Annotated in this window: 27 protein-coding genes and 1 tRNA gene; 17 read left to right on the forward strand and 11 right to left on the reverse strand. The window is 68.7% G+C overall.

Going from position 1 to position 26,542, the window contains the following annotated elements; genetic code table 11:
* Window positions 1-230: 230 nt before the first annotated feature.
* The 5 genes from DS837_RS24155 to DS837_RS24175 all read right to left on the reverse strand — a co-directional run bounded on the left by DS837_RS24155 (window position 231) and on the right by DS837_RS24175 (window position 7,350).
* Window positions 231-305: transfer RNA gene (locus DS837_RS24155), tRNA-Gln, on the reverse strand.
* Window positions 306-384: 79 nt separating this feature from the next.
* Entirely contained in the window at window positions 385-2,484 is a 2,100-nt protein-coding gene (locus DS837_RS24160; protein ID WP_149167061.1) for a glutamine amidotransferase, read from the reverse strand.
* Window positions 2,481-5,228, reverse strand: a complete 2,748-nt coding sequence (locus DS837_RS24165) for a DUF4159 domain-containing protein (protein WP_149167062.1) — start codon at window positions 5,226-5,228, stop codon at window positions 2,481-2,483. The genes DS837_RS24160 and DS837_RS24165 overlap by 4 nt, the downstream gene beginning before the upstream one ends.
* 168 nt (window positions 5,229-5,396) lie before the next feature.
* On the reverse strand, window positions 5,397-6,296 hold the full coding sequence (locus DS837_RS24170) for a DUF58 domain-containing protein (protein WP_094305375.1): 900 nt from the start codon (window positions 6,294-6,296) through the stop codon (window positions 5,397-5,399).
* Between the two features lie 10 nt (window positions 6,297-6,306).
* Complete coding sequence (locus tag DS837_RS24175; protein WP_425599273.1) at window positions 6,307-7,350, reverse strand: AAA family ATPase; 1,044 nt, start codon at window positions 7,348-7,350, stop codon at window positions 6,307-6,309.
* 203 nt (window positions 7,351-7,553) lie between these two features.
* On the opposite strand from DS837_RS24175, the gene DS837_RS24180 reads away from it, so the two are divergent.
* Genes DS837_RS24180 through DS837_RS24195 form a run of 4 tightly spaced genes read left to right on the forward strand, consistent with a single transcriptional unit; the run spans window position 7,554 to window position 10,426 of the window.
* The gene (locus tag DS837_RS24180) at window positions 7,554-8,126 is read left to right on the forward strand and encodes a DUF1285 domain-containing protein (protein ID WP_149167063.1); all 573 of its coding nucleotides are present in this window, start codon (window positions 7,554-7,556) and stop codon (window positions 8,124-8,126) included.
* Window positions 8,123-8,797 carry a CoA pyrophosphatase gene (locus DS837_RS24185; protein ID WP_247890103.1) on the forward strand — a complete coding sequence of 225 codons (675 nt, stop codon included), beginning with the start codon at window positions 8,123-8,125 and terminating at the stop codon, window positions 8,795-8,797. The genes DS837_RS24180 and DS837_RS24185 overlap by 4 nt, the downstream gene beginning before the upstream one ends.
* An 11-nt stretch (window positions 8,798-8,808) precedes the next feature.
* Complete coding sequence (locus DS837_RS24190) at window positions 8,809-9,114, forward strand: DUF6111 family protein (RefSeq protein ID WP_149167065.1); 306 nt, start codon at window positions 8,809-8,811, stop codon at window positions 9,112-9,114.
* A 25-nt stretch (window positions 9,115-9,139) separates the two neighbouring features.
* On the forward strand, window positions 9,140-10,426 hold the full coding sequence (locus tag DS837_RS24195; protein WP_149167066.1) for a CCA tRNA nucleotidyltransferase: 1,287 nt from the start codon (window positions 9,140-9,142) through the stop codon (window positions 10,424-10,426).
* A gap of 106 nt (window positions 10,427-10,532) precedes the next feature.
* Here the strand turns inward: DS837_RS24195 and hemF are convergent, their stop codons facing one another.
* The gene (gene hemF, locus DS837_RS24200; RefSeq protein ID WP_211102400.1) at window positions 10,533-11,420 is read right to left on the reverse strand and encodes an oxygen-dependent coproporphyrinogen oxidase; all 888 of its coding nucleotides are present in this window, start codon (window positions 11,418-11,420) and stop codon (window positions 10,533-10,535) included.
* A 20-nt stretch (window positions 11,421-11,440) separates the two neighbouring features.
* Window positions 11,441-11,914, reverse strand: coding sequence for a tRNA (cytidine(34)-2'-O)-methyltransferase (locus tag DS837_RS24205; RefSeq protein ID WP_149167067.1), 474 nt, complete (start codon window positions 11,912-11,914; stop codon window positions 11,441-11,443).
* Window positions 11,915-12,170: 256 nt separating this feature from the next.
* Between DS837_RS24205 and petA the strand changes: the two genes are divergently transcribed.
* From petA to DS837_RS24225, 4 genes are all read left to right on the forward strand, one after another.
* The gene (gene petA, locus DS837_RS24210; RefSeq protein ID WP_109469495.1) at window positions 12,171-12,740 is read left to right on the forward strand and encodes a ubiquinol-cytochrome c reductase iron-sulfur subunit; all 570 of its coding nucleotides are present in this window, start codon (window positions 12,171-12,173) and stop codon (window positions 12,738-12,740) included.
* Window positions 12,741-12,769: 29 nt separating this feature from the next.
* Window positions 12,770-14,038 (forward strand): cytochrome b, encoded by a 1,269-nt coding sequence (locus DS837_RS24215; protein WP_149167068.1) that lies wholly within the window; start codon window positions 12,770-12,772, stop codon window positions 14,036-14,038.
* A complete protein-coding gene (locus tag DS837_RS24220) occupies window positions 14,038-14,802 on the forward strand; it encodes a cytochrome c1 (protein WP_149167069.1) in 765 nt (254 codons plus the stop codon). Before DS837_RS24215 ends, DS837_RS24220 begins: the two co-directional genes overlap by 1 nt.
* Before the next feature lie 120 nt (window positions 14,803-14,922).
* The gene (locus tag DS837_RS24225) at window positions 14,923-15,474 is read left to right on the forward strand and encodes a DUF924 family protein (RefSeq protein ID WP_149167070.1); all 552 of its coding nucleotides are present in this window, start codon (window positions 14,923-14,925) and stop codon (window positions 15,472-15,474) included.
* Here the strand turns inward: DS837_RS24225 and DS837_RS24230 are convergent.
* A complete protein-coding gene (locus DS837_RS24230) occupies window positions 15,449-16,003 on the reverse strand; it encodes a response regulator (protein WP_149167071.1) in 555 nt (184 codons plus the stop codon). The genes DS837_RS24225 and DS837_RS24230 overlap by 26 nt on opposite strands.
* Before the next feature lie 184 nt (window positions 16,004-16,187).
* On the opposite strand from DS837_RS24230, the gene DS837_RS24235 reads away from it, so the two are divergent.
* Complete coding sequence (locus tag DS837_RS24235; RefSeq protein ID WP_149167072.1) at window positions 16,188-16,592, forward strand: DUF423 domain-containing protein; 405 nt, start codon at window positions 16,188-16,190, stop codon at window positions 16,590-16,592.
* Window positions 16,593-16,610: 18 nt separating this feature from the next.
* Here the strand turns inward: DS837_RS24235 and DS837_RS24240 are convergent, their stop codons facing one another.
* On the reverse strand, window positions 16,611-16,970 hold the full coding sequence (locus tag DS837_RS24240) for an ArsR/SmtB family transcription factor (RefSeq protein WP_149167073.1): 360 nt from the start codon (window positions 16,968-16,970) through the stop codon (window positions 16,611-16,613).
* Window positions 16,971-17,227: 257 nt separating this feature from the next.
* On the opposite strand from DS837_RS24240, the gene DS837_RS24250 reads away from it, so the two are divergent.
* The 7 genes from DS837_RS24250 to DS837_RS24280 all read left to right on the forward strand — a co-directional run bounded on the left by DS837_RS24250 (window position 17,228) and on the right by DS837_RS24280 (window position 23,815).
* A complete protein-coding gene (locus DS837_RS24250; RefSeq protein ID WP_137105360.1) occupies window positions 17,228-17,455 on the forward strand; it encodes a sulfurtransferase TusA family protein in 228 nt (75 codons plus the stop codon).
* A gap of 168 nt (window positions 17,456-17,623) precedes the next feature.
* Window positions 17,624-18,553: a histone deacetylase family protein gene (locus DS837_RS24255; RefSeq protein WP_149167075.1), complete on the forward strand. Its 930-nt coding sequence runs from the start codon at window positions 17,624-17,626 to the stop codon at window positions 18,551-18,553.
* A 156-nt stretch (window positions 18,554-18,709) separates the two neighbouring features.
* Window positions 18,710-18,964, forward strand: coding sequence for an exodeoxyribonuclease VII small subunit (locus DS837_RS24260; protein WP_149167076.1), 255 nt, complete (start codon window positions 18,710-18,712; stop codon window positions 18,962-18,964).
* A complete protein-coding gene (locus tag DS837_RS24265) occupies window positions 18,927-19,856 on the forward strand; it encodes a polyprenyl synthetase family protein (protein WP_149167077.1) in 930 nt (309 codons plus the stop codon). The genes DS837_RS24260 and DS837_RS24265 overlap by 38 nt, the downstream gene beginning before the upstream one ends.
* Window positions 19,857-19,874: 18 nt before the next feature.
* Window positions 19,875-21,791, forward strand: a complete 1,917-nt coding sequence (dxs, locus tag DS837_RS24270; protein WP_149167078.1) for a 1-deoxy-D-xylulose-5-phosphate synthase — start codon at window positions 19,875-19,877, stop codon at window positions 21,789-21,791.
* Window positions 21,792-22,028: 237 nt separating this feature from the next.
* Window positions 22,029-22,937 carry a sensor histidine kinase gene (locus DS837_RS24275; protein WP_149167079.1) on the forward strand — a complete coding sequence of 303 codons (909 nt, stop codon included), beginning with the start codon at window positions 22,029-22,031 and terminating at the stop codon, window positions 22,935-22,937.
* An 89-nt stretch (window positions 22,938-23,026) separates the two neighbouring features.
* Window positions 23,027-23,815 carry a TlyA family RNA methyltransferase gene (locus DS837_RS24280; protein ID WP_149167080.1) on the forward strand — a complete coding sequence of 263 codons (789 nt, stop codon included), beginning with the start codon at window positions 23,027-23,029 and terminating at the stop codon, window positions 23,813-23,815.
* Between the two features lie 340 nt (window positions 23,816-24,155).
* Here the strand turns inward: DS837_RS24280 and DS837_RS24285 are convergent, their stop codons facing one another.
* Both DS837_RS24285 and DS837_RS24290 read right to left on the reverse strand, forming a co-directional pair.
* Complete coding sequence (locus DS837_RS24285; protein WP_247890104.1) at window positions 24,156-25,049, reverse strand: LysR family transcriptional regulator; 894 nt, start codon at window positions 25,047-25,049, stop codon at window positions 24,156-24,158.
* Between the two features lie 409 nt (window positions 25,050-25,458).
* Complete coding sequence (locus DS837_RS24290; RefSeq protein WP_149167082.1) at window positions 25,459-25,932, reverse strand: MarR family winged helix-turn-helix transcriptional regulator; 474 nt, start codon at window positions 25,930-25,932, stop codon at window positions 25,459-25,461.
* Window positions 25,933-26,060: 128 nt separating this feature from the next.
* Here DS837_RS24290 and DS837_RS24295 point away from each other — a divergent pair, with 128 nt between their 5' ends.
* Window positions 26,061-26,438, forward strand: coding sequence for an alpha/beta fold hydrolase (locus DS837_RS24295; protein WP_211102401.1), 378 nt, complete (start codon window positions 26,061-26,063; stop codon window positions 26,436-26,438).
* The last annotated feature ends 104 nt before the right edge of the window (window positions 26,439-26,542 follow it).

Raw genomic sequence — 26,542 nt, forward strand, 5'->3', positions numbered from 1 at the left:
ATTCGGCTGCAGCGCAGCTGGGCGCTTGATTCGCTCAACGTCGCCCCTCAGGCCCAGATAACCCGAAACCGGGCTTCCCCGTGTGCACAGGGTGTGCACAAGAAATTTCCGTACAGAATTGGAAAGTGAGAATTCCGAGGGGGTTCTATTACCTTCTGTGCACAGTCTGGTGCGCACGAAAAAGGACCCCAACCAACTCAAAAAAAGAAAACAAAATCAGTTGGTTAAGGTGGCTGGGGCGCCAGGATTCGAACCTGGGAATGGCGGTACCAAAAACCGCTGCCTTACCGCTTGGCGACGCCCCAACCGAACGGCGCAATCCGCGCCGGAAGGGTCGGGACCATAATCGGAAACCCGACCCGATTGCAACAGCTTCGTTGACCCTTACCGCCCCTCGCGACGCCACGCCATCAACAGGGCCCCCAGCGCCAGCGCCAGCACCGCGGCCACCGGCAGCAACGGCACCTCCGACACGCCCGTCACCGTGAAATCGCCGTTGGCGCGAAGGCCGATCCAGTCGTCGCCGCTCTGCGCCCGGTCGGGGCGGGTGCGGCGCACGTCGATGCCGGGGCGCACGTCGCCCTCGGTGTCGGAAATCCAATGCACGCCGCCGCCGGTCTCCTCGGCGACGCCCGACAGGCGGTCGCCGGTGGAGCGCACGTCGGCCAGTTCCGGCGGGTTGACGGCGCCCACCACGGCCAGGGCCGTGCGCTCGCCGTCGGTGATGCGGTAGATGCCCGGCTCGCCGGCGACCACGGTGGCGCTGGCGCGGCCCGTGCGATCCTCGGTCATCTCCAGCGTCCGGGTCTCGTCGGAGGGCGTGGTGAGGGTGATGCTGCGCGGGTCGGGCTCCAGGGAGCGGCGCTCCACCGTGATGCGGTTGCCGTCCACATGGGCGCGCAGGTCGTTCTCCTCCAGCTCCGGCTCCTTCATCAGCCAGTGGGCGAGGCGGCGCAGAAGCTCGGCCTGGGGGCCGCCACCCTCGAAGCCGCGGCTCCACAACCACATCTGGTCGGACGCCAGTTGCGCCACCCGGCCCTTGCCGACGCGGTCGAGAATCAGCAGCGGGCGGTCGTCGGCCCCGTTCATCACCACCGCGCCATTGCCCGGCACGACCTCCACCTGATGGAACCAGCGGCCCCAGCTCGGCTCGCCGTCCGGGTGGTCGCCGGGCAGGCCGGCGGTCACCGGGTGGCGGCGGCCGACCTCCGTCACGGTCGGCTTGAAGGGGCGGTCGATGGCTTGGCCGGTCGGCTCCGCCGGCATCACCTGGCCCAGCGGGGTGCGGAACAGCGACAGCGGCGTGGCGTAGCCCTGGCCGGACGCCTCCAGCAGAGCGCCGCCCTTCTGGACGTACTCGGCGATGTTCTCCAGATACATCTGCGGCAGCACGCCGCGCCGGCGATAGCGGTCGAAGATGATCAGGTCGAACTCGTCCAGCTTGATCTCGAACAGCTCGCGGATCGGGAAGGCGATCAGCGACAGCTCGCGGATTGGCGTGCCGTCCTGCTTCTCCGGCGGGCGCAGGATGGTGAAGTGGACGAGGTCGACCGACGGATCGGCCTTCAGCAGGTTGCGCCACGTCCGCTCGCCCGCGTGCGGCTCGCCGGACACCAGCAGGACGCGCAGGCGGTCGCGCACACCGTTCACCACCACGGCGGTGCGGTTGTTGGCGAGCGTCAGCTCCTGCCGCGCCGCCTCGACCTCCATCTCCAGCACGTTCTGGCCGCCGTGGTTGACCGGCAGCTCCATGTGGAAGTCCTGGCCCACCGGTACGCGGATGGTGCGCGGCGGCCCGCCGTCCTGACGCAGAGTCACCGCCGCATCGGCCGATTGGCGGCGCGGCATGTCGTCCACCCGGATGGTCAGTTCCACCGGTTTGCCGACGAGGCCGTAGGCCGGGGCCTGGACGATGGCCAGACGGCGGTCGCCCTCGTCGCGGTTGCCGGTCAGCAGCGTGTGCAGCGGGCCGATCTCGGCCAGCCGGGCGAGGTTCTCCGGAACGTCGTGGACCTGCCCGTCGGTGATCAGCACCGCCCCGGCCATGCGGCGGCGCGGCACGTCAGCCATGGCGCGGTTCAGCGCGTCGAACAGGTGCGTCTCGTTGATGGCGGAGGCGCCGGACTCCGCGTCGCCGGCGCGGACCACCCGCAGCTCCAGGTCGTCGAAGGTCTTCAGCCGCTCGGTCAGGCGCTCCAGCTCGGCCTCGGCGCGGGCGCGGCGGTCGCCGATGTTCTGGCTGGGCGAGGCGTCGAGCACGACGACGGCCACGTCCTTGATCGGCTCCCGCTTCTCCTGCACCAGCGACGGGTTGATCAGCGCCAGCGCCAGCACCGCCACCGCCAGGGCGCGCAGCCAGACGCCGCGCGCCCGGCGGAAGACGGCCAGGGCCAGGATCGCCAGCGCCGCCACGAACAGCGGCACCAGGAAGACCCAGGGCAGCAGCGGCGCCAGAGCGATGGAGGTTCCGTCAAGCAGGGTCACTGGCCGAGCCTCTCAAGGATCGCGGGCACATGGACCTGATCGGCCTTGTAGTTGCCGGTCAGCGCGTACATGACGAGGTTGACGCCGAAGCGGTAGGCCATCTCGCGTTGCCGCTCCCCGCCGGGGACGACCGCGTACAGGGGCTGGCCGTTGCGGTTCGCCGCCCAGGCGGCGGCCCAGTCGTTGCCGCCGATCAGCACGGGGGACACGCCGTCGTTGGCACGGCCCTCGCGCGCCTCGATCCACAGATTGCCGCCGTTGTATCGGCCGGGGAAATCGTTCAGCAGGTAGAAGGACTTGGTCAGCACATGGTCGGGCGGCACCAGGGCCAGCGGCGGGATGTCCAGTCCCTGCACCATGCCCTGGAGCGCCTGGTTGCCCCCAACGGCGCCCGCCGACTGGTCGCGCGTATCGAACAGGATGGTGCCGCCGCTGCGCATGTACTCGTTCAGCCGGGCGCGGGCGTGGTCGCTCAGCGCGCGCTGGCCGCCGGACACCGGCCAGTAGAGCAGGGGGTAGAAGGCCAGCTCGTCGCTTTCCGGATCGACGCCCACCGCCCCGGCGGCCTCAACCGCGGTGCGGCGGGTCAGCACGTCCACGAGGCTTTCCAGCCCGGCGCGTGAGGTGTCGTCCACCGTGCCGTCCCCGGTGCGCACATAGGCGAGGTAGGTTTCCGCCGTCACCTTGGTCGATTGCGCGTCGTCGGCGCGGGCGGGGGTCCAGGGCGCCGCGGCCATGGGGAGCGCCGCGCCCAGCGTCAGCAGGACCGCGGCGGCGGCCCCGGCGCGGCGGCGCTTGCCACCTCCCTTGCCACCGAAACGCCAGCCGCCGAGCAGGCCGCGCAGCATGAGGGCGATCAGCAGGTCGATCATGGCGAGCGACAGGGCGATGCCGAGCAGCGCCGGCTTCAGCGCCACCTCGCCCCGCGTGCCATAGGGGCCGCGGGCGACCCCGCCGGGCATGGCGCCCAGAGGCTCGATCCGCGTCAGCGTGGCGGTCAGGTTCAGGGCGCGGCGGGACTCCTCGGTGCCGTAGAAGCCCGGCGGGTGGCGCGGGCCGAGCACGTCGGCACCGGCGTCCCCGGCGATGGGGAAGGCGGCGGCCGGCGGCGGCACCAGCCGGCCGAAGCCGTCCAGCACCTCCAGCGGCTCCAGCGTGCCACCATGGGCGCCCCCGGCGACGCCCCCGCTCAGCGTCACCAGACGGCGCAGCATGTCGACGAACAGGCCGGACATCGGCAGGTTGGACCATTCCGGGCTGGCGGTGGTGTGGACGAGCACGATGTAGCCGTCTCCGCGCTTTTCCGAGGTGACCAGGGGGGTGCCGTCCTGGAGCCGCGCCCAGGTGCGGTCGGCGAGGTCCAGCGCCGGTTCGGCCAGCACCTGCCGCGAGACAGCCACGTCGTCGGGGATGTGCAGGCCGACGAAGGGACTGCGGCCGTCGAAGGGCTGGAGCTTCGCCGGCTCCGACCAGGACAGGGCGCCGCCCAGGGCGCGGTCGCCCAGCCGCAGGCGCACCGGCACCAGACGGTCGGGATTCTGGGCCAGCCGCGGCCCGGCGAAGCGCAGCAGCACACCACCCTTGCGCACCCAGTCCTCGATGGTCTGGGCCTCCTGCCCGGTCAGGGCGCCGATGTCCGACAGCACCAGCACGGCGAGGTCGCGCTTCAGAAGCTCGTCCGGCTCGCCGCGGCGCACCTCGTTGTAGGGGGCCAGCGCCCGTTCCAGATAGTGCAGGTCGGACAGCAGCGGCTGGTTCTCGCCGTTGGCGCGGCCCGAGGCCAGCCCGACCGGGCGGCGACGCCAGCGCTCGTCGAGCAGGACGGTCGCCCCGGCGGTGGTGTCGTTCTCCACGCGCAGGCTGGCCGCGTCGTTGCGCAGCTCCGCCGGCACCTCGAAGCGCACCTCGCGCGTGAGCTGCCCGGCGTCGAAGGCGACGGGCTGGCGGGTCAGCAGGCGGCCGTCGGCGCCGGACAGGCGCACGGTGACGCTTTCCGGACGCGAGGCGTCGGCGCGCACCACGCGGGCGGACAGACCGGCGCCCTCCGACGAGGGGGGAAGCAGCAGGTGGGGCGGCTTTTCCGCGGAATCGTCGAGGATTTCCAGGGAGCCCATGCGCTGCAGCGTCTCGGCGAGGCCGCGGGCGGTGCGGTCGCCGATGCCGTCCGACATCCAGACGGTGTGGGCGGAGCCGCGCGCGGCGAGACCGCGCACCGCCTCCAGCGCACCGGCGCGGTCGGTCGGCCAGGGGTGCGGCTCCAGCGCCTGGATCAGGCGGCGGGCTTCCGAGGCGGGCAGGGGCGGGCTGGCCTTCACCGCCTCGCCCCCGGCGGGCCGGGCGGTCGGCAGCAGGACGACCGGGCGGTTCTGCCGCTCCGCCTGGGACACCAGCTCCTCCATGGCGGCGCGGCGGCTCGTCCAGTCGCGGCCCGACGCCCAGCCGTTGTCGACCAGAAGCAGCAGCGGCCCGCTGCCCGGCAGGGCGGCGCGCGGATTCAGCAGCGGCCCGGCCAGCGCCAGGATCAGCAGCGCGGCGACGATCAGGCGCAGGATCAACAGCCACAGCGGAGTGCGGGCGGGAGTCTCCTCCCGCGCCGTCAGATCGCGCAGCAGCCGGATGGCGGGAAAGCGCACCACCCGCGGGGCCGGCGGCGTGACGCGCAGCAGCCACCACAGCACCGGCAGGACGGCCAGGGCGGCCAGCACCCACGGAACGGCAAAGGCGATCGGTCCGAAACCCAGCATCGGCGTCTACGCTGTTGGAGGATGGGGAATAGAGGCCGAGGGCTTTGCCCCCTCCCTAACCCTCCCCCGCTTCGCAGGGGAGGGGACTATCCTCCCTCTCCTGCGAAGCGGGGGGGGGAAGGGGCCCATGCGCAGCATGGGAAGGGTGGGGGCAACGCGCCGCCCCACCTAAACCGCCTCGCGCGCCAGGGCGCCCCACAGCCCGAGCAGGGCGGTCTGGGGCGGCCGGTCGGTGCGGTGGACGGCGTAGGTCCAGCCGGCGGTGCGGGCGAGCGCGTCCAAGCCGTCCTGGTGGGCGCGCAGCCGCTCCAGGTAGGTTTCGCGCACCGCCTCCACGCGGGGCACCAGCAGTTCCTCCTCGCCTTCGAAGCCTTCGAACTCGACGCGGCCCTCGTAGGGCAGGGTCTCCTCCGCCGGGTCGAGGATCTGCAGCAGATGGCCGCGCACGCCGCGTCCGGTGAGCGCCGACACGGTGGCGTGAATCTCCGGCAGCGGCGACAGCAGGTCGCCGACCAGAACCACCTGGGCGTGGCGGGGCAGCGGTTCGGGCTGCGGCAGCGCGTCGGGGGAATGGGCGTTGCGCGGGTCGGTCATCTGGCCGGCCATGCGGTTCAGGGCGAACTTGCCATGGTCCGGGCGCTGGCCGGAGTTCAGCAGCCCCACCCGCTCGCCGCCGCGCACCAGCAGGACCGCGGTGGCGAGGGTCAGCAGGTCGGCGCGCTCGCGCTTGGTCGGCAGGCCGTTGACCGAGCGGTAGTCCATGGAGGGTGAGCGGTCGCGCCACAGCCAGACGGTCTGGGCGGCCTCCCACTCGTTCTCGCGCACATAGACGGGCTGGGTCTTGCCGGACTGCCGCCAGTCGATCATCTGCGGCGAGTCGCCGGGCTGGTAGCGGCGGAACTGCCAGAAGGTCTCGCCCAGCCCGACGCGGCGCCGTCCGTGCACGCCCTGCGCCACCGTGGAGGCGACGCGCTCCGCCGCGACCAGAAGCGGCGGCAGGGTGGCGGCCAGTCCCTCCGCGCGCTGCTGCGCCCGCAGGGTGGTGGCGCCGAGGGTGGGGGAGGCCATCGGCGGGTCCTTACGACAGCGGGGCGCAGAGGCGGTTGATGATGTCGTCCAGCGTGATCCCGTCCGCCCGCGCCGCGAAGTTCAGCGCCATGCGGTGGCGCAGCACGGGCTTCGCCAGGGCCACCACGTCGTCGAGCGACGGCGCCAGCCGCCCGTCCAGCACCGCGCGGGCGCGGGCGGCGAGCATCAGCGCCTGGCTGGCGCGCGGGCCGGGACCCCAGGCGACGTGGCGCTGCACCTCCGGCAGGTCGGTCGCCTCCGGACGGCCCCGCCGCACGAGGTCGAGGATGCCGTCCACCACCCCTTCGCTGACCGGCACGCGGCGGACCAGGCGCTGCGCGACCTGGAGGTCGGCGGGGGAGAGCACCGTCACCGCCTGCTCGTCCGCCGAGCCGGTGGTGGCGATCATCATCCGCCGCTCGGCGTCGCGGTCCGGGTAATCGACATCGATCTGCATCAGGAAGCGGTCGAGCTGGGCTTCCGGCAGCGGGTAGGTGCCTTCCTGCTCCAGCGGGTTCTGGGTGGCCAGCACATGGAAGGGCTGGGGCAGGGCGTGGTAGTGGCCGGCGACCGACACGCGCCGCTCCTGCATCGCCTGGAGCAGGGCGGACTGGGTGCGCGGGCTGGCGCGGTTGATCTCGTCGGCCATCAGGAGCTGGCTGAACACCGGCCCCGGAATGAAGCGGAAGGAGCGGCGGCCCTGCTCGTTTTCCTCAAGCACCTCCGACCCCAGGATGTCGGCGGGCATCAGGTCGGGCGTGCACTGGATGCGCTTCTCCGCGAGACCCAGCACGGTGCCCAGCGTCTCGACCAGTCGCGTCTTGGCGAGGCCCGGCACGCCGATCAGCAGCACATGGCCGCCGGCCAGGAGCGTGATCAGCGTGAGGTCGATGACCTCCTGCTGGCCGAAGATGATCCGGCCGATGCGGTCGCGGACGTGGGTCAGCCGGCCGCCCAGCGCCTCGATCTCCGCCATGAGCTGGTGCGGGTTCTCGCCGGCGGGAAAGTTCTGGCCCGGATTGGCCCCCGGATTGACGGCGTCGGTTGCGCTCACGTCTCTGCTCCCGTTTAAGACCATGCACTCTGGTGGGCACTCTGGTGGGCACTCATGACCACTCAATCATGACCGCTGGGGTCGAAACGGCCATCGTGGCAAATCCGCCAGTCTGGACCTATGTGACGAGTATGGCGAAATTACGTTGCGCGGCCAGTTCCCTCTGCGCCCCTCAGGCCCAATTAAAGACGAGAAGGCTAGCGATGAAAGTCGGCAATGACGGGGCGAATGACAAGCGCCCAATTGAAACGCTCTCAGGTGGGGAAAACGTCGAAAGCTTGCCCCTGACCGCAAGGGAGCAGCGGTTCGACATCCGCATCGCCCGCGATGGCACCTGGTTCCACGAGGGCGACCCGATCCGGCGGATCGAACTGGTCAAGCTGTTCGCCACCGTCCTGCGGCGGGACGAGGCGGGCGACTTCTGGCTGGTCACTCCGGTCGAGCGCGGGCGGATCGTGGTCGAGGACACGCCGTTCGTCGCCGTGGAAATGGCCGTAAGCGGAAGTGGAGACGAACAGGCCCTGTCTTTCCGTACAAATTTAGACGAATGGGTCGAATGCGGACCGGATCATCCGATCAGGGTCATCCACAATCCTGAAAATGGCGAACCGACGCCCTATATCCTCATAAGAAACGGGCTCGAAGCGCGAATTCTCCGGCCGGTCTACTACGAAATGGTGGACCGGGCCGACACGCGCGGCCATGATGGTGAGGCTGAGGTGGGGGTATGGAGCAAGAAGGTCTTCTTCGCGCTGGGCAGGCTGCCTGGCGAGTGAGTCTCGACGAGATCCGCAAGCGCTTTCCGGGAAGCGCCGCCGCCGGCCTGCGCCCCATGAAGGTGCGCGGCGACCACGATCTGAATCCCGGTTTCGAGCCCTCACAGGGCAAGCTGCGGGAGGCCGCCGTCCTGGTGCCGCTGGTCGACCGTCCGGAGGAGTTGACGGTCATCTTCACCCAGCGGACCGCCAACCTGACCGCCCATGCCGGGCAGATCAGCTTTCCCGGCGGTCGGATGGAGAGCGACGATCGCGACCCGGAAGACACCGCCCTGCGCGAGACCGAGGAGGAGATCGGGCTGGCGCGCGACCGCATCGAGGTGCTGGGGCGGCTCGACACCTACGTGACGCGCACCGGCTTTCGAGTGATCCCGGTGGTCGGGCTGGTGCGCCCGCCCTTCCAGATGACACCCGACCCGACCGAGGTGGCGGAGGTGTTCGAAGTGCCGCTGGCCGCCATCCTCGACCCGACCAACCCGCAGCGCCACAGCCGCGAGTTCCAAGGCGCCCAGCGCTATTTCTACGCCTTCCCCTACCAGCAGCGCTTCATTTGGGGGGCGACGGCGGGGATGCTGGTGAATCTCTGCGATGTCCTGCGCGCCGAGGGCTTGGGGGGCGACTGCCTGGGGAGCGATCGCCTGGGCGACGCGCCCGCCGGCAGCACACCGTAAGGCGGGGCGCGGTGCTGCGGATCTTCCTGACGGTCATCCTGCCGCTGGTCCTGCCGACCGTCGGTTACGCCCTGTACGTGCTGGTGGTCGAGCGGCGCCGCCGCGAGGCGGAGGAGGCGCATGTCCCGGCGCCGTGGTGGGCGACGGCTCCCTGGCCCTGGCTGGTCTTCGCCGGGGTGGCGGCGATGGCGGTGACTCTGGGCTCCGTTGCCCTGACCAGCGGGGTGGCGCCGCACACGCCCTACACGCCGGCCCACCTCGAAGACGGGCGGGTGGTCGGCGGCGGGGCCTCTGGTAGCGGGCCATCTGGCAATTGAGCGTCTTGCGGGCTAGCCTGCGGCCATGACCGTCAACGCCCGCATCGCTCCCCAGCCCTGGATGACCGCGCCCGAGACGCGCGCCGTGTTCGACGCCCTGGCCGCGGGAGGGGCGGACGCCCGCTTCGTCGGCGGCTGCGTGCGCGACGCGTGGCTGGGCCGCAAGGTCAAGGACATCGACATCGCCACCCACGCTCCGCCGGAGCGGGTGATGGAATTGCTGAAGGCCGCGGGCATCGGCGCCATCCCCACCGGGATCGAGCACGGCACCATCACCGCCGTGGTGGGGAAGAAGGCCCATTACGAGATCACCACGCTGCGCCGCGACGTCGAGACCTTCGGTCGCCACGCCCGCGTGGAGTTCACCGACGACTGGCGGGAGGACGCCGCCCGGCGCGATCTGACCATGAACGCGCTGAGCTGCACGCTGGACGGCTGCGTCTACGACCCCTTCGGCGGGCTGGCGGACATGGCCGCCGGGCGGGTGCGCTTCGTCGGCGACCCGCGCCAGCGCATCGAGGAGGACGTGCTGCGCCTGCTGCGCTTCTTCCGCTTCCACGCCCATTACGGGCGCGGCGCGCCGGACGCGGCGGCGCTGGCCGCCTGCGCGGAGATGGCCCCCCGCCTGCCCACCCTGTCGGGAGAGCGGGTGCGGGGCGAACTGTCCCGCCTGCTGGCGGCGCCCGACCCGGCGTCGGCCTGGGCGTTGATGATCCGGCTCGGCGTGATGGCGCATCTGCTGCCGGATGCGGTGCGCACGGCCCGGCTGGACGGTCTGGTCCGGCTGGAACACGATTTGGACGAGCCGCCCGACGCGGTGCGCCGCTTCGCCGCCGTGCTGGACACCGACCGGGCGGGGGCGCTGGCCGTGGCGCAAACCCTGCGCCTGTCCAACGCCGACCGCGACCGCCTCGCCGCCCTGACCGAGCCACCGATGGCCGTGGCTCCCTCCGACGGGCCGGTGAAGCGGCGGCAGGCGCTCTACCGGCTGGGCGACGCCGGGCTGTACCGCGACCTCATGATGCTGGCGGCGGTGGATGCCCCGGGCCCGGTGGCGCTCGGCGCGGTGAAGGCGGCGCTGGCGACCGCGGACGATCTGCCGTCCCTGGTCCTTCCCATCGCCGGGCGCGACCTGCTGGCCATGGGGATGCCGCGCGGCCCGGCGGTGGGCGCGCTGCTGAAGCAGGTCGAGGCGTGGTGGATTGCCGAGGACTTCCGGCCGGGACGGGACGAGTGCCTGGCGGAGGCGGGACGGCGCTTGAACACTCCCTCTCCCGTCCCGGGAGAGGGTGCCCGCGCAGCGGGCGGGTGAGGGTCGCCCAAGGATGGAGCGACTGATCCTCGATGGTACCCTCACCCTCCCGCCGCCTTGCGGCGGGCCCCTCCCTCTCCCGGGGCGGGAGAGGGGGTCCTGAGGGCTACGGCCACTTCACCTCGGGCGGCATGCTCATCAGGATGGCCTCGGTGTTGCCGCCGGTCTTCAGGCCGAAGGTCGTTCCGCGGTCGTAGAGCAGGTTGAACTCGACGTAGCGGCCGCGGCGGATCAGCTGGTGCTCGCGCTGCTCCGGGGTCCAGGGCCGGTTCATGTGGCGGCGGACCAGGGCGGGGAAGACCTCCAGGAAGGCCAGCCCGACGTCGCGGGTGAAGGCGAAGTCGGCCTCCCAGTTCCCGGAATCCAGGTTGTCGTAGAAGATGCCGCCGACGCCGCGCGCCTCGCCGCGGTGCGGCAGGAAGAAGTAGCGGTCGCACCACTCCTTGTAGTGCGCGTAGCAGGTCGGGTCGTGGCGGTCGCAGGCGTTGCGGAAGGCGGCGTGGAAGTCGGCGGTGTCCTGTTCGTCGGGCACCATCGGGGTCAGGTCGGCGCCGCCGCCGAACCAGCCGATGCTGGTCACGATGTGGCGGGTGTTCATATGGGTGGCCGGCACCAGGGGCGAGCGCATGTGCGCGACGAGGCTGATGCCCGACGCCCAGAACCGCCCGTCCTCCGCGGCGCCGGGAATGTTGGCGCGGAACTCCGGGCTGAAGGTGCCGTGCACCGTGGAGACGTTGACCCCCACCTTCTCGAACACGCGGCCGCGCATCACCGACATCACGCCGCCGCCGCCCTCGCCGCCGCCATGGTCGGGGCGCTGCCATGGCTTGCGCTCGAAGCGGCCCGGCGGCAGGTCGGCATGGGTGCCGGTCAGTTCGTCCTCGATCCGTTCGAACTCGGCGCAGATGCGGTCGCGCAGTTCGGCGAACCAGGCGCTGGCCTGAGCCTGCCGGCCGGTTCTGATGTCCATGGCGTCGGTGGAGGAGGTGGTCATGGGCGGGCGTCCGGCGTCGGTCAGGGCAAAGGAAGGGGCGAGGGTCTCGGCAATGCGGCCGTCTGCCGCAGGGCTTCACCCAACACCATCGCGGCACTCAGCGCAACATTCAGCGATCGGGCGGGCGGCATCAGGGGGATGACCAGCCGGGCGTCGGCGGCCTCGTGCACCGCGTCGGGCACCCCGGCGCTCTCGCGCCCGACCATGATCCGGTCGTCCGGCGCGAAGGCGAACTCCGTGTAGGGAACGGCGCCGCGGGTGGTCAGCAGCACCAGCCGCCCGCCCTGCGGCAGCGCCCGGTAGGCCGCCCAGGAGCTGTGCCGAACCAGGGAAAGCTGGTCGATGTAGTCCATGCCGGCCCGCCGCAGCTTGCGGTCGTCCAGCACGAAGCCGCAGGGCTCGATCAGGTCCAGGGGCACCCCGAGTCCCGCCGCCAGACGCATCAGAGTCCCGGCGTTCTGGGGGATGTCCGGTTCGAAGAGAACGAGGCGCATGAAATTCCCTTTTGGTTCAGCGATGTCTAATGGTGCACTGCAAAGCGCGACAAGTTGTCCCGATGACAAAACCTTTTCAAGGCGTTGCCGCGACTGTATACCGCACCCCGGATACCCGGGAGATACAACCCCGGTCGACGCGGCGCGCACCCACCCACCCAGTGAGCGGACATGCCCGTCAAGTCGTGATAAACACTGGTCCACGTGTCATAGGGCGCTTCGGCGCGCCGCGTATGCCTTGAGGAGATTAACGCTTATGGCTCAGACCACGCATCCGCCCGGGACGGGTGGCCACGCGGCCCCCGGCGGCGAGGGGGCTTCCCGCCGTGATTTTCTCTACCTCGCCACCGGGGCCGTGGGTGCCGTTGGTGTCGCGTCGGCCGTCTGGCCGTTCATCGACAGCATGAACCCGGCCGCCGACACCCTCGCGCTGGCTTCGATCGACGTGGATCTGGCCCCGGTCCAGGAAGGCCAGGCGATCACCGTCACCTGGCGCGGCAAGCCGGTCTTCGTCCGCCACCGCACGGCAAAGGAGATCGAGGAGGCCCGCACCGTCAACCTCGGCGACCTGCGCGACCCGGCCGCCGACGACGCCCGCGTCAAGAAGCCGGAATGGCTGATCGTCGTCGGCATCTGTACGCACTTGGGCTGCGTGCCCCTGGGGCAGAAGCCGACCGATCCGCGCGGCGACTACGACGGCTGGTTCTGCCCGTGCCACGGCTCGCACTACGACACCGCAGGGCGCATCCGCAAGGGTCCCGCCCCGGCCAACCTCGTCGTTCCGCAGTACGCTTTCACGAGCGACACCGCGGTCCGGCTCGGCTAAGCGGCCCTTAAGGTTCTGGAGACCCCAAGATGGCTCAGGCTCACGCCCCCCAGTTCAAGAATCCCGTCGTGAAGTGGATCGACAGCCGCCTGCCGATCTTCACGATGCTGGACCATGAGTACAACCAGTATCCGATGCCCCGGAACGTCAACTATCTGTGGGCGTTCGGTGCCATCGCCGGCATCATGCTGGTCATCATGATCGCCACCGGCCTCGTGCTGGCGATGCAGTATGCCGCGCACACGACCATCGCCTTCGATTCGGTCGAGCGCATCATGCGCGACGTCAACTACGGCTGGCTGCTGCGCTACGTCCACGCCAACGGCGCGTCGATGTTCTTCATCGCCGTCTACATCCACATGTTCCGCGGCCTCTACTACGGCTCCTACAAGGCGCCGCGCGAGATCCTGTGGATCCTCGGCGTGCTGATCCTGCTGGCCATGATGGCGACCGCCTTCATGGGCTACGTGCTGCCGTGGGGCCAGATGAGCTTCTGGGGCGCCACCGTTATCACGAACCTGTTCTCGGCCTTCCCGCTGGTCGGCGACCCGATCGTGACCTGGCTGTGGGGCGGCTTCTCGGTCGACAACCCGACGCTGAACCGCTTCTTCGCGCTGCACTTCCTGCTGCCGTTCGTGCTGCTCGGCCTGGTCGTCCTGCACACCGCCGCCCTGCACGTCTCCGGCTCCAACAACCCGCTGGGCATCGACGCCAAGGGCCCGCAGGACACCGTGCCGTTCAACCCGTACGTCACGGTCAAGGACGGCTTCGCGGTCGTCGTGTTCCTGATCTTCTACGCGGGCTTCGTCTTCTTCGCCCCGAACTACCTCGGCCACCCGGACAACTACATCCCGGCCAACCCGCTGGTCACCCCGGCGCACATCGTTCCGGAATGGTACTTCCTGCCGTTCTACGCGATCCTGCGCGCGATCCCGGACAAGCTGGGCGGCGTGCTCGCCATGTTCGGCGCCATCGCGGTGCTGGCGGCCCTGCCGTGGCTCGACACCTCCAAGGTGCGCAGTTGCAAGTTCCGTCCGATCTACCGCCAGTTCTTCTGGATCCTCGCCATCGACGCCCTGGTCCTCGGCTACGCCGGCGCGATGCCCGCGGAAGGCGTGTGGCTGCTGGTCGCCCGCATCGGCACGGCCTACTACTTCTTCCACTTCCTGATCCTGCTGCCGCTGCTGGGCAAGCTGGAGCGGCCGCTGCCGCTTCCCGCCAGCATCTGCGAACCGGTTCTGAAGGGCGGTGGCCGCGTTGCCGCCGGCGCCCACGCCAAGCCCATGGAGAAGGCATAATGCGCTCTCTGAAGTCTGCCATCCTCTCCGCGGCCGTCGCCCTGGGCCTGGCCGGCGCCGCGCAGGCGTCGGAAGCGGTGCACATTCCCAAGCAGGAGTGGTCGCACAGCGGCGTGTTCGGGACCATCGACAAGGCCTCGGCGCAGCGCGGCTTCCAGATCTTCAAGGAAGTCTGCGCGACCTGCCACTCGGCCAAGCTGGTCCCGATCCGCACGCTTGCGGGCATCGGCTTCAACGAGGACGAGTTGAAGGCGATCGCCGCCGGCTATGAGGTCCAGGCCGGTCCGAACGACGCGGGCGAGATGTTCATGCGTCCGGGCATCCCGGCCGACCGCTTCCCGTCGCCGTTCCCCAACGACAACGCCGCCCGGGCCGCCAACAACGGCGCCCTGCCGCCGGACCTGTCGCTGATGGCGAAGGCCCGCGTCGGCGGCGAGGACTATCTCTACGCGTTCCTGACCGGCTTCGAGGAGAACCCGCCGGAAGGCGTGACCCTGATGCCGGGCATGAACTACAACAAGTACTTCCCGGGCCATCAGGTGGGCATGCCCAACATCCTGATGCCGGACGGCGTGACCTACGCCGACGGCACCCCGGCGACGGTGCAGCAGCAGGCCCACGACATCAGCACCTTCCTGACCTTCATCGCCGAGCCGCACATGGATGCGCGCAAGCAGATGGGCGTGAAGGTGATCCTGTTCCTGATCGTGCTGGCCGGCCTGATGTACGCCACCAAGCGCAAGCTGTGGAGCACCCTGCACTGAGCCGCATCGACGGCCCGGTGTGGATGATCGAGACTGGACAGGGCGCCTTCGGGCGCCCTGTTCTTTTATGGCCGAGGATTTCTTTACCGACGACCCCATTCCCAGGCGAAGGTGGTGCAGATGACCGACAGGCTGATCGACGAGATCGTGGATTTCTGGTTCGACGAGGCGATGAAGCCCTACTGGTTCCGCCAGTCCGACAGCTTCGACCGGACGGTGCGCGACACGCTGCTTCCCCATCACGAGGCTGCGGCGGCGGGGCGGTACGATCATTGGCTGGAGGATGTGGACGGCTGTCTGGCGCTCTGCGTCCTGCTGGATCAGGTGCCGCGCAACGTCTTCCGCGGTTCGCCGCGGGCCTTCGCGACCGACGGCAAGGCGCTGGCGGTGGCCCGCCATGTGGTCGAGCAGGGCTATGACCTCGAATGCAGCGAGGATGAGCGGATCTTCCTCTATCTGCCGTTCGAGCATCAGGAGGACATGGACTGTCAGGATCTGTCCTGCGCCCTGTTCCGGGAACGGGTGAGCGATCCGGAGGTCGTGGATTACGCCGAACGCCACCGCGCGGTCATCGCGCGCTTCGGCCGTTTTCCCCACCGCAACGCCGTCCTCGGCCGCGAGACGACGCCGGAGGAGGCGGAGTTTCTCAAGGAGCCGGGCTCGTCCTTCTGACGGTCTCGCCCTCCGGCATCCCGGGCTCCAGCCAACGCTTCAGGGCGGCCAGCAACTCGGGGCGGCGGACCGGCTTGGGCACGTAATCGTTCATGCCGGCGAACACGCAGCGGTCGCGGTCCTCGGCGAAGCCGTGGGCGGTGACCGCGATGATCGGCACCATGGCGCGGGGACCGGTCATCGCCCGGATGGCCAGCGTCGCGGCGATCCCGTCCACGTCCGGCATGGCGACATCCATCAGCACGGCGTCGTAGGGCGTTTCCGCCATGGTGACGGAGGCGATGGCCTCCGCTCCGCCGTCCGCGGTGTCCACGGTGAAGCCGACCTTTCGCATCAGCGCCGCGGTCAGCAGCCGGTTGGTCGGGCTGTCGTCCACCACCAGCAGACGCCCGCCGCGCGCCATCGCCCAGGCGATCAGCCGATCTTCCGTGGGCGATGATGACGCGGTCAGCGAGACCGGCGCGCTGTGCGGCGCCGGTTCGATGTGGCGGGTGTCTTGCGGCTGCCGGTGCAGAATGTTGTGGTTCACGACGAGCCTTTGGCATTTTGCAAATCAATTTGCGCCGGACCGCCACAGACTCCCGGTTTCCCGAGGGGGTAGGATGGCCGGCCTGCCCATGCTAAGCAAAGGGTGGGCCAGTTGGTTACGAGATCGAACTTTTCCCGCCGCCCGCAATCGGCGGAATGCGGGAACGCCAGCGTGGAGAGGACCTATGGGATTGGTTGATCGGCTCTGGGTGGCCTTCGCGGCCCTGAACGGTGCGGTTGCGGTGGGGGCCGGCGCTTATGCCAGCCATGGGCTCGCCGACGACCCGCGGGGGCAGGAGCTGTTCCGGCTCGCCGGGCAATACCAGATGTGGCACGCCCTGGCCCTGGTCGCCCTGGTCGCTCTGCTGCGCACCGCCGATGGCCCGGCGCGCTTGGCGCTGCGCCTGTCGGGGTGGCTGTTCGTGGCCGGAATCCTGCTCTTCAGCGGAACACTCTACGCCACGACAACCAGCGGCCCGCTCTCCTTCGCCATGACGGCCCCGACCGGGGGCAGCGCCTTCATTCTGGGCTGGCTGGTCCTGGCCCTGGCGGTTCTTCTGTTCGGGCGGCGCTTCTTCGGAAAAGCCTGAGCCGAGAAGGAGCCGCGCTCAGGCCGAAGCGTTGCTGGGTTCTTCGGCGGAGGTGGGGGACTCCTCGTCCTTCTTACGGGCGACGGGCGCGCAGAACAGATCGTGGAGCGTCGCCATGATGGTCTGCGCTTCGTGACCGTTCAGCGAGTAATAGATGTTCTGGGCGGCGCGGCGCGTCCGCACCAGCTTGTCGCGGCGCAGGCGGGCCAGATGCTGGGACAGGGCCGACTGGCTGAGGTCGACCAGCTCCTCCAACTCGCCGACCGACTTCTCGCCCTCGGTCAGATAGCACAGGATGAGCAGGCGGCGCTCGTTGCTCATGGCTTTGAGCAGCGTGCTGGCCCGCCGTGCGTTGCTCTGCAGATCGGCAATGTTCATGAAACGACCGTTTCCATCGGCGCCAAGCAACAGCGAACCGTTGCGCCCAACCTTTGCGCCGCAGCACCGCCGTTTATCGTTCGTGTTCAATCATATGGAAGAGTGTACCGCCCTGTCTACCCGTGGATGTCCCGTAGTCGAAAGAATGTTCCCCGTTCCGCGAAAGCACCGTTCAACGGGTTGAAGGCGCGTGCGCCGCCGTTCTAGACTCGCGGCCTCGAATCGTTGCGGCGGTGACCGAAGGAGTTCAAGGAACGATGGCCGACCAGACGCTCGACGCCAAGGGGCTGCAATGCCCGCTGCCGGTGCTGCGCGCGCGCAAGGCGCTGAAGACGGTGCCGCCCGGATCGACGCTGACCGTCGAGGCGACCGACCCCAGCGCGCCCAAGGATTTCGCCGCCTTCTGCGAGGCCACCGGCAACCGGCTGGCGTCCAGCGTGGAGGAGGGCGGTGTCTACCGTTTCGTGATCGAGCGTTGCGCCTGACGGCGCCGATGAGCGGTATGGCTTGCACGTACGCCGCGCAAAAGGGGTGGGGGCGGCGGTTGGGGGATGTGACGATAAGCCCCGCAATCATCCTGTACTTTCATTAGCGTTCCGGGAAGAATGGACGCAGGGAAATGCCTCGAACACGAACGAAAAAGACAGAAAAGCATGTTCACCACCCTGTTCACCCACGCCGCCTGCCTGGACCACGACACAGGGCTGGGCCATCCGGAATGCGCCGACCGGCTTCGCGCGGTGCTGGCGGCTCTTGAGACCGAAGAATTCTACATGCTCGAACGGCAGGAGGCGCCGCTCGCCACCTTGGAGCAGCTCTCCCGGGCGCACCCGCAGGAGCATGTCGAGCGCATCCTGGCCCTGGTCCCGGAACAGGAGCACGCCGGCATCGACGCCGACACGGTGATATCCCCCGGTTCGGGCGAGGCCGCGCTGCGCGCCGCCGGGGCGGTGGTCGCGGCGGTGGACGCGGTGGCGTCGGGCCATTCGCGCAACGCCTTCTGCGCCGTGCGGCCGCCGGGACACCATGCCGAGCATGAAAAGGCCATGGGCTTCTGCCTGTTCAACAACGCCGCGGTCGGCGCCTACCACGCGCGGGCGGCGCACGGGCTGCAGCGGGTGGCGGTGATGGATTTCGACGTCCACCACGGCAACGGCACGCAGGACATCTTCCAGCGCGACCCGGACCTGCTCTATTGCTCCACCCACCAGTCGCCGCTCTATCCCGGCACGGGCGACGCGGGGGAGAAGGGCGAGTACGGCAACTGCGTCAACGCGCCGCTCGCCGCCATGTCCGGCTCGCCGGAGTTCCGGCACGCGATGACCCACATCATCCTGCCGGCCATCGATCACTTCAAACCGGACCTGCTGATCATCTCCGCCGGATTCGACGCCCATTCGCGCGACCCGCTGGCCGGCCTGCACCTGACCGACGACGACTTCGCCTGGGCCACCCGCAAGCTGGGCGATCTGGCCCGCACCCATTGCGGCGCCCGCATCGTGTCCGTGCTGGAAGGCGGCTACAACCTGCGTGCGCTGGCGTCGGCCACCGCGGCGCATGTGCGCGAATTGATGTATTGCTGAGCTTTCCGACTCTTCCGGCCGATTCTTCCGGCTAGGCCCGTGGTGGGAGCGTGATACGCCCGCCGCGGGTCTTGCGCATTTGGGGGCTGAGCCATAATTTCGGTTTTCGGTCCCATCGCGGGCACCCCATCGTATGGATCATTCGCCGGATGGATCATGGCTGACCTCGCTCACATTCCCCCCGACATCGCCGCCCTCAGCTTCGAGGACGCGCTGGCCGAGCTTGAGCGCATCGTGCGCCAGCTCGAAGACGGGCGCGGCAAGCTCGACGACGCGATCTCCTCCTACGAGCGCGGCACCGCGCTGAAGCGGCATTGCGAGGCGAAGCTGCGGGAGGCCCAGGCCAAGATCGACCGCATCACCGTTGCCGCCGATGGCACCCTCGGCACCGAACCCGCCCGGATCGACTGACGTGCAGACCGACCTCAAGACAGCCATGGCCGACATGGCCGCCGATGTGGAGCGTGCGATCCTGCACCTCCTGCCGACCACCGACCTTCCCGAATCGCGTGTGCTGGAGGCGATGCGCTACGGCTGCCTCAACGGCGGCAAGCGGCTGCGTCCCTTCCTGGTGTGCCAGTCCGCGGCGCTGTTCGGCGTCAACCCGGATTGCGCGCTGCGCGTCGCCGTGGCCGTGGAGTTCGTCCACAGCTACTCGCTGGTCCACGACGACCTGCCGGCGATGGACGACGGCGAGCTGCGCCGCGGCCAGCCGACCGTGCACCGCAAGTTCGACGAGGCGACCGCCATCCTGGCCGGCGACGGGCTGCTGACCTACGCCTTCGAGGTGCTGGCCGATCCGGCGACCCACGAAGACCCGAACGTGCGCTGCCAGCTCGTGGCGGCGCTGGCCAAGGCGGCCGGACCGCACGGCATGGTCGGCGGTCAGATGCTCGATCTGATCGCCGAGCATGAGACCTTCGACCTCGGCACGACGACGCGGCTCCAGCGCATGAAGACCGGCGACATGATCGCCTTCTCCTGCGAGGCCGGCGGCATCCTGGGCAAGGCCCCGCCGCCGCAGCGGCTTGCGTTGCGCGCCTACGCCCACGATCTCGGGCTGGCCTTCCAGATCGTCGACGACCTGCTGGACGTCGAGGGGACGGAGGCGGAAACCGGCAAGTCGGTCGGGCGCGACGCGGAGGCCGGAAAGTCGACCTTCGTGTCCATCCTCGGGCAGGACCGCGCCCGCTCGCAGGCTGCGATGCTGGCCGTCCAGGCCAAGGCGCACCTGGAGATCTTCGACGGGCGCGCCGATATCCTCAAAGCGGTCGCCGACTTCGTCGTCGCGCGGCGGACCTGAACGGAGGACGTTTCGAACGTGACCCCCAACGACAAGACGCCGCTTCTCGACCTCGTCCGCACCCCCGCCGACCTGCGGGCGCTCAAGCCCGAACAGCTCCGGCAGGTGGCCGACGAGCTGCGCACGGAAACCATCAGCGCGGTGTCGGTGACCGGCGGTCATCTGGGCGCCGGGCTGGGGGTGGTCGAGCTGACCGTCGCCCTGCATTACGTGTTCCAGACACCGGCCGACCGGCTGATCTGGGATGTCGGGCACCAGTGCTACCCGCACAAGATCCTGACCGGGCGCCGCGACCGCATCCGCACCCTGCGCACCGGCGGCGGCCTGTCGGGCTTCACCAACCGGTCGGAGAGCGAGTACGACCCCTTCGGCGCCGGCCACAGCTCCACCTCCATCTCGGCGGGGCTGGGCATGGCGGTGGCGCGCGACCAGTTGGGCCGCGACAACCATGTGGTCGCCGTGATCGGCGACGGCGCCATGAGCGCCGGCATGGCTTACGAGGCGATGAACAACGCCGGCTCGGCGAACAGCAAACTGATCGTCATCCTGAACGACAACGACATGTCCATCGCCCCGCCGGTCGGCGCGATGAGCGCATACCTGTCGCGGCTGATCTCGTCGAAGCCCTATCTCAGCCTGCGCCATCTGGCCAAGGACATCGCGGAGCAGCTGCCGCGGCCGCTGCGCACGGCGGCGCGGCGGGCGGAGGAGTACGCCCGCGGCATGGTCACCGGCGGCACGCTGTTCGAGGAGATGGGCTTCTACTACATCGGCCCGATCGACGGGCACAATCTGGACCATCTGCTGCCGGTCCTGCAGAACGTGCGCGACGCCGACGACGACAAGCCGGTCCTGATCCACGTCGTCACCAAGAAGGGCAAGGGCTACGGCCCCGCAGAGGCGTCGGCCGACAAGCTGCACGCGGTGGCCAAGTTCGACGTCGTCACCGGCGCCCAGTCGAAGCCCAAGTCCAACGCCCCGACCTACACCCGCGTCTTCGCCAACGCCCTGATCGCCGAGGCGGAGCGCGACCCCAGCGTGCTCGGCATCACCGCGGCCATGCCCTCGGGTACGGGTCTCGACCTGTTCGGCCAGCGCTTTCCCGACCGCTGCTTCGACGTCGGCATCGCCGAGCAGCACGCCGTGACCTTCGCCGCCGGGCTGGCGACCGAGGGCTTCAAGCCCTTCTGCGCGATCTATTCGACGTTCCTGCAGCGCGCCTACGACCAGGTGGTGCACGACGTGGTGCTGCAACGCCTGCCGGTGCGCTTCGCGCTCGACCGCGCCGGTCTGGTCGGGGCGGACGGGGCGACCCACGCCGGGGCCTTCGACGTGGCCTATCTCGGCTGCCTGCCCGACATCGTGCTGATGGCGGCGGCGGACGAGCTGGAGCTGATGCACATGGTGGCGACCAGCGCCGCCATCGACGACCGCGCCTCGGCGCTGCGCTACCCGCGCGGCGAGGGGGTGGGGCTGGAACTGCCGGAGCGCGGCGAGGTGCTGCCCATCGGCAAGGGCCGTATCCTCCAGGAAGGCACCAAGGTGGCGATCCTCAGCTACGGCACGCGTCTGGCCGAGGCGCGCAAGGCGGCGGCGGAGCTGGGCGCGCGCGGCCTGTCGACGACGGTGGCCGACGCGCGCTTCGCCAAGCCGCTGGACGAGGAGCTGGTGCGCCGTCTGGCGTTGGAGCATGAGGTGCTGATCACCATCGAGGAGGGCTCGGTCGGCGGCTTCGGCAGCTTCGTGCTGCAGCATCTGGCGATGGCCGGGCTGCTGGACGGCGGGTTGAAGATCCGCCCGATGGTCCTGCCCGATCGCTTTCTCGACCATGACAGCCCGGCGAAACAGTACGAGGAGGCCGGTCTGGCCGCCCGCCACATCGTCGCCACCGCGTTGCAGGCGCTGGGGATCGAGGCGGCCGCGGTGCGGGCCTGAATCCGGAAGGAAAGCGCCGCCGGCTCGACCCTGGACGAAGGGGCTAATGCCATTAGCCTAAGGTTGGGCGGGGCGCTTTCTCTGGTGCGGCTGGGACTGCTGTCTTACAATTCGAAAACAATAGATAATTAACGTATCCGGCGGGACTGGGTTTTGTCGAACATGCCTCAGGTGTTTGCAGCGGGCGCTGGGCGCGCATCCGACGAAAACGGAGCTTCGGCTCAGGATGGTCCGGGGATGTTCCGGTCCATCGTTGAAGCGTCGCCGATGCCCACCGCCGTGATCGACGGCGCGTCCTTCCGTTGTCTTTACGCCAACGCGACCATGCGCGCCCTGGGCTTGGTGCCAGGGCATCCCTTGGCGGACCGTTTCCCGGAGGCCTCCGCCGCGCGCGTCGCCGAGGCGTTGGCCAACGGCGAGGGCGCCCGCCTGCGGGTCTCCGGGCCGGACGAGGTGTCCTGGAACCTTGATCTGGCCGCGCTCGACGGCGGCCCGTCGCTGCTGGTTACCCTGCGTCCCGCCGAATCCGAATCGACCGAGACCGCCCAGCATCACGCGCGGGAGGTCAGCCACCGGGTCAAGAACACGCTTCAACTCGTATCCAGCCTCTTGACGCTCCAGACCCTGTCGGCCAAGGACCCGGACATGCGCCGCGCCTTCCAGGAGGCGTGCAGCCGCATCGGCACGGTGACCCAGGCGCACCAGCGCGTGCACGCCGCCGCCCGCGGCAGTCTCGTCGATTTCGGGGCCTATCTGAGCGATGCCTGCCGGGAGATGGAAAGCCACTTCGCGGTCGGCGGGCCGGAACGGCGCATCGCCGTGACGGTGGAACAGGCGATGCTGCCGGTGGATTCGGTGATCCCGCTCGCCCTCATCGTCAACGAACTGGTCGGCAACGCCACCAAATACGCTTACGCGGCAGGCAGCCCGGGAGACATTGAAGTCAGCCTCGTGCCGCAAGACGAGGGTGGCCATCGCTTGACCGTCTCCGACCATGGGCGCGGTCTACCACAGGGATTCGAGGTGGCGCGTGCCGACACGCTGGGCATGAAGGTGGCGCGGGCCTTCGCCGGCCAATTGAAGGGCAAGCTGCGCGCGGAGCCGAACGTTCCGGGCACCCGCTTCGTCCTGGATCTGCCTTTCTGACCATCCTTCGCCCGTGACGGTCCATCGCCTCTTGCCGAACGCCGCGTCCTGCGCCATGCATCCACCCTCGTCGACGGGGGAGTTCTGAGATGGCGCGGGTGCGTGCGGATGTGGCGCTGGTGGAGCGCGGGCTGGCCGAAAGCCGGGCCAAGGCGCAGGCGTTGATCCTGGCCGGGTTGGTCTATTCCGACACCAAGCGCATCGACAAGGCCGGCGATCCGATCGCCGAGGACGCTCCTCTGTCGGTGAAGGGGCAGGACCATCCCTGGGTGTCGCGCGGCGGGTTGAAGCTGGTCAAGGGGTTGGACGCCTTCGGCATCGACCCCACCGGCCTGACCGCCATCGACGTGGGCGCCTCGACCGGCGGCTTCACCGACGTGCTGCTGACTCGCGGTGCCGCCAAGGTCTATGCGGTGGACGTCGGGCATGGACAGTTGGCCTGGAAGCTGCGCAACGACCCGCGCGTCGTGGTGCTGGAGAAGACCAACGCCCGCCACTTGACCAGCGCCGAGATTCCCGATCCGGTGGACATGGTGGTGTGCGACGCCAGCTTCATCGGGCTGGAGGTGGTGCTGCCGGCGGCGCTCGCCCTGACGGTGCCGGGCGGGCGGCTCGTCGCCCTCATCAAGCCCCAGTTCGAGGTCGGCAAGGGCCGCGTCGGCAAGGGCGGGGTGGTGCGCGAGCCGGAATTGCACCAGGAGGTCTGCGACCGCATCCGCGGGTGGCTCGACGCCTTGCCGGGTTGGCGCGTGCTGGACATCACCGAAAGCCCGATCACCGGTCCCGAGGGAAACAAGGAGTTCCTGATCGGGGCGGTGAAAGACTTCTGGATGGAACGCTCACCACCAGGACCGGCGGAGCGCGTTGGGAGACTGTGAAACCGCCCCTCACAAAGTTGGCTTGTTTGTGAAAATCTTTTCCCTGAGATCTTTGCGCACTGCTTGAGGCCACTACACGAAAGTGCGAAAATTGTCCGGGATGTGAGAACGCGGCATGGACGTGAGCTCCGCCGCGCTCCAGCGCTCGGTTTCGGCACAGCGGCGAGCCCGACAAGAATGCAAACCGACGCCTTACACTTTCCCGTTGACGCCATCGACGTCGACCTGGAGGCCGAGCTGGCCACCATCCCCACCTTCAGCGCGGCCTGACGCAGTAACGAGGGGTTTTACCTGATCGCCGCCCACCGGCAATCTTTGCAACGGAACCCTGCGGCGACGATCAAGCCGTCGCAGTTGTTGAGGCAGCAAATTTCCTGGCAAGATCAATGAATGCCTTGACCGCGGCAGACGAGTGTCGCCGGCTGGGATAGTAGAGGCAAAGCTGTTCCAGTGGCGGGGTCCAGTCCTCGAGAATGCGAACCAGGCGGCCGGCGGCAAAGTCGCTTTGAACGTCGGACTCCATGAAGAAGCCGATCCCCATATCCTCCAGCACCGCCATGCGGGCGAGGCTGACCTCGTCCAGGGTGATCGGGCCGTTCACGTCGATCTGGATCGGCTGTCCACCCTTCTCGAACGGCCACCGATAAAGCGCTCCATTGGGTAATCTCACGCGGATGCACGGATGGGCAAGCAGGTCGGAGGGCGACCTCGGCTGGTCCCGAGTCCGGAAATAGCCCGGTGATGCAACCACCGCATAGCGGCGGCGCGGACCAAGCGGCACCGCGATCATGTCGCTGGGGACGAGGTCCGCGGTGCGGATGCCGAGATCGAAACCGTCCGCGACGATGTCGATGAGCCGGCCCTCGGTGACGAGATCGACATGGACCTGCGGATAGAGCCGCAGGAACTGGAGCAGGAGAGGAAAGATCTCCCGCGCGGCCGCGGCAAAGCTATTGATGCGCAAGATGCCCGATGGCGTATCCTGCTGCGATCGGGCGGTTTCCATCGCCTCATGAATGTCCCGGAGCGCGGGACCGACTTTGTCCACGAACTGCCGCCCGGCGTCGGTCAGGGAGACGCTGCGGGTCGTGCGATTGAACAGGCGAACTCCAAGCTCTCGCTCCAGCTTGCCGATCGCGTTGCTGAGCGCTGTGGTCGACATGCCGAGTTCCAGCGCAGCCGCGCGGAAAGACCCACGGCGCATGATGGCGACCACTGAGTCCAGCTCGATCAATCCATTCCGCATGATTGTCCCGATTATCGTGACGGCGCATCCCGGTTTATCCCGATTATATCGATGCAGCTCCAGTCGTAAACTGTCAGGAAATCAGCTCGGGATGGACGGCCCCACAGTTCCAGAAGGGCCATGGTGTCGTCTTCCCGCACAAGGTCCAAAAATGATGAAGGTGACGGCCAAGATCATCAAACTTCCTGGTGCGATTGGGTGTGGCGGGATCGGGACCGGTAGGAAGATCATCGCGCACAGTCGCTTGGCGGCATTCCGATCCGAAAGCCATCGATTCCGGATGAGGTCGCCAGCCCAACCGCCGTCCTGGCATCCGATCGCGCCGGCACCTTTACCGGAACCGACTATGTCATGGACGGAGGGACGGCTCCGGGGGTGCCAAAGCACGCTTCTCTCATCAATGTGCGTCGAGTGACGTCCAGCCGCCGATATGCGCGTAAACGGAATCCCGCAGTTGCGCGATCTCGCGGTTGAGCTTTGCCAAAGCGGCGGGTGACTCCCCGGAGGCGCGGAGCAATGTATCGCCCAGGCAACCGGCCTTGGAGCGCAGGGCCATTCCTTTGGCCGTCAGTGACACGATCACCTGCCTCTCGTTGGTCGGGTTGCGCGTGCGATGGATCAACTCCGCAGCCTCGAGGCGTTTGAGCAGAGGGGTCAGCGTGCTGGATTCAAGAGCAAGCTGCTGGGCGATGCTCCCCACCGTCTGTCCGTCTTCCCGCCACAGGATGTTGAGGACGAGATACTGCGGATAGGTGAGGCCAAGGGCGTCCAGCAGCGGCTTGTAGGCCCGCTGGATGGCGATACCGGCCGAGTAGATCGCGAAGCAGAGCTGCTCCTCCAATGGCACCGGCGGGTTGTTCTCATCCGACATAGGCTGGCTCCCTTCGCAGCGCATCTTCCGTCGACATATATCGCGATAAATTTCTCTGGACAAGAGGTGGCACCGGCGATACAAACATATATTGCGATAACAATTATCGCGAACTAACGGAGGCAAACATGAAGAACATGCTTCAGGCCGTGATCCTGGCCGTTTCGGTCGTCACCCTGCCGCCATCGGTCTCGCAGGCGCAGCCGACCAGCCATTCCGTCGATCAGGCGGCTGTTAAGAATGTTGTCCTTGTTCATGGCGCCTTTGCCGACGGATCGGGATGGCGAAAGGTCTATCAAGATCTGACCACCCGTGGATACCGGGTCACGATTGTCCAGAATCCGCTCACCTCTTTCGACGATGATGTGGCAGCCACCCGGCGCGCGCTTGACAGGCAGGATGGTCCCGCCGTTCTGGTCGGCCACAGTTGGGGCGGCACGGTCATCACCGAAGCCGGTGTCCATCCCAAGGTGCGTGGGCTGGTGTCAACGCCGGCTGAAAACTGACCCTCTTTGGCCTTTGGTCATCGGTCGAAAACTGACCCACCAGAACGCCGCGGGGTGGGGGGCGCCCCACCCCGCGGCAGCGCCGTTCATTTTCCCTCGGTCTT

Source organism: Azospirillum brasilense (assembly GCF_008365405.1).
GTDB lineage: Bacteria > Pseudomonadota > Alphaproteobacteria > Azospirillales > Azospirillaceae > Azospirillum > Azospirillum brasilense_D.

Excerpts from the sequence above, each read along its gene's own strand:
- DS837_RS24195 (WP_149167066.1), top strand. The coding sequence starts at position 9,140 with ATGACCGTCAACGCCCGCATCGCTCCCCAGCCCTGGATGACCGCGCCC.
- DS837_RS24240 (WP_149167073.1), bottom strand. The coding sequence starts at position 16,970 with ATGAACATTGCCGATCTGCAGAGCAACGCACGGCGGGCCAGCACGCTG.
- hemF (WP_211102400.1), bottom strand. The coding sequence starts at position 11,420 with ATGACCACCTCCTCCACCGACGCCATGGACATCAGAACCGGCCGGCAG.
- DS837_RS24265 (WP_149167077.1), top strand. The coding sequence starts at position 18,927 with ATGGCACCCTCGGCACCGAACCCGCCCGGATCGACTGACGTGCAGACC.
- DS837_RS24215 (WP_149167068.1), top strand. The coding sequence starts at position 12,770 with ATGGCTCAGGCTCACGCCCCCCAGTTCAAGAATCCCGTCGTGAAGTGG.
- DS837_RS24225 (WP_149167070.1), top strand. The coding sequence starts at position 14,923 with ATGACCGACAGGCTGATCGACGAGATCGTGGATTTCTGGTTCGACGAG.
- DS837_RS24205 (WP_149167067.1), bottom strand. The coding sequence starts at position 11,914 with ATGCGCCTCGTTCTCTTCGAACCGGACATCCCCCAGAACGCCGGGACT.
- DS837_RS24280 (WP_149167080.1), top strand. The coding sequence starts at position 23,027 with ATGGCGCGGGTGCGTGCGGATGTGGCGCTGGTGGAGCGCGGGCTGGCC.
- DS837_RS24295 (WP_211102401.1), top strand. The coding sequence starts at position 26,061 with ATGAAGAACATGCTTCAGGCCGTGATCCTGGCCGTTTCGGTCGTCACC.
- DS837_RS24165 (WP_149167062.1), bottom strand. The coding sequence starts at position 5,228 with ATGCTGGGTTTCGGACCGATCGCCTTTGCCGTTCCGTGGGTGCTGGCC.
- DS837_RS24170 (WP_094305375.1), bottom strand. The coding sequence starts at position 6,296 with ATGGCCTCCCCCACCCTCGGCGCCACCACCCTGCGGGCGCAGCAGCGC.
- DS837_RS24250 (WP_137105360.1), top strand. The coding sequence starts at position 17,228 with ATGGCCGACCAGACGCTCGACGCCAAGGGGCTGCAATGCCCGCTGCCG.
- DS837_RS24255 (WP_149167075.1), top strand. The coding sequence starts at position 17,624 with ATGTTCACCACCCTGTTCACCCACGCCGCCTGCCTGGACCACGACACA.
- DS837_RS24220 (WP_149167069.1), top strand. The coding sequence starts at position 14,038 with ATGCGCTCTCTGAAGTCTGCCATCCTCTCCGCGGCCGTCGCCCTGGGC.
- DS837_RS24260 (WP_149167076.1), top strand. The coding sequence starts at position 18,710 with ATGGCTGACCTCGCTCACATTCCCCCCGACATCGCCGCCCTCAGCTTC.
- DS837_RS24275 (WP_149167079.1), top strand. The coding sequence starts at position 22,029 with ATGTTCCGGTCCATCGTTGAAGCGTCGCCGATGCCCACCGCCGTGATC.
- petA (WP_109469495.1), top strand. The coding sequence starts at position 12,171 with ATGGCTCAGACCACGCATCCGCCCGGGACGGGTGGCCACGCGGCCCCC.
- DS837_RS24180 (WP_149167063.1), top strand. The coding sequence starts at position 7,554 with ATGAAAGTCGGCAATGACGGGGCGAATGACAAGCGCCCAATTGAAACG.
- DS837_RS24290 (WP_149167082.1), bottom strand. The coding sequence starts at position 25,932 with ATGTCGGATGAGAACAACCCGCCGGTGCCATTGGAGGAGCAGCTCTGC.
- DS837_RS24235 (WP_149167072.1), top strand. The coding sequence starts at position 16,188 with ATGGGATTGGTTGATCGGCTCTGGGTGGCCTTCGCGGCCCTGAACGGT.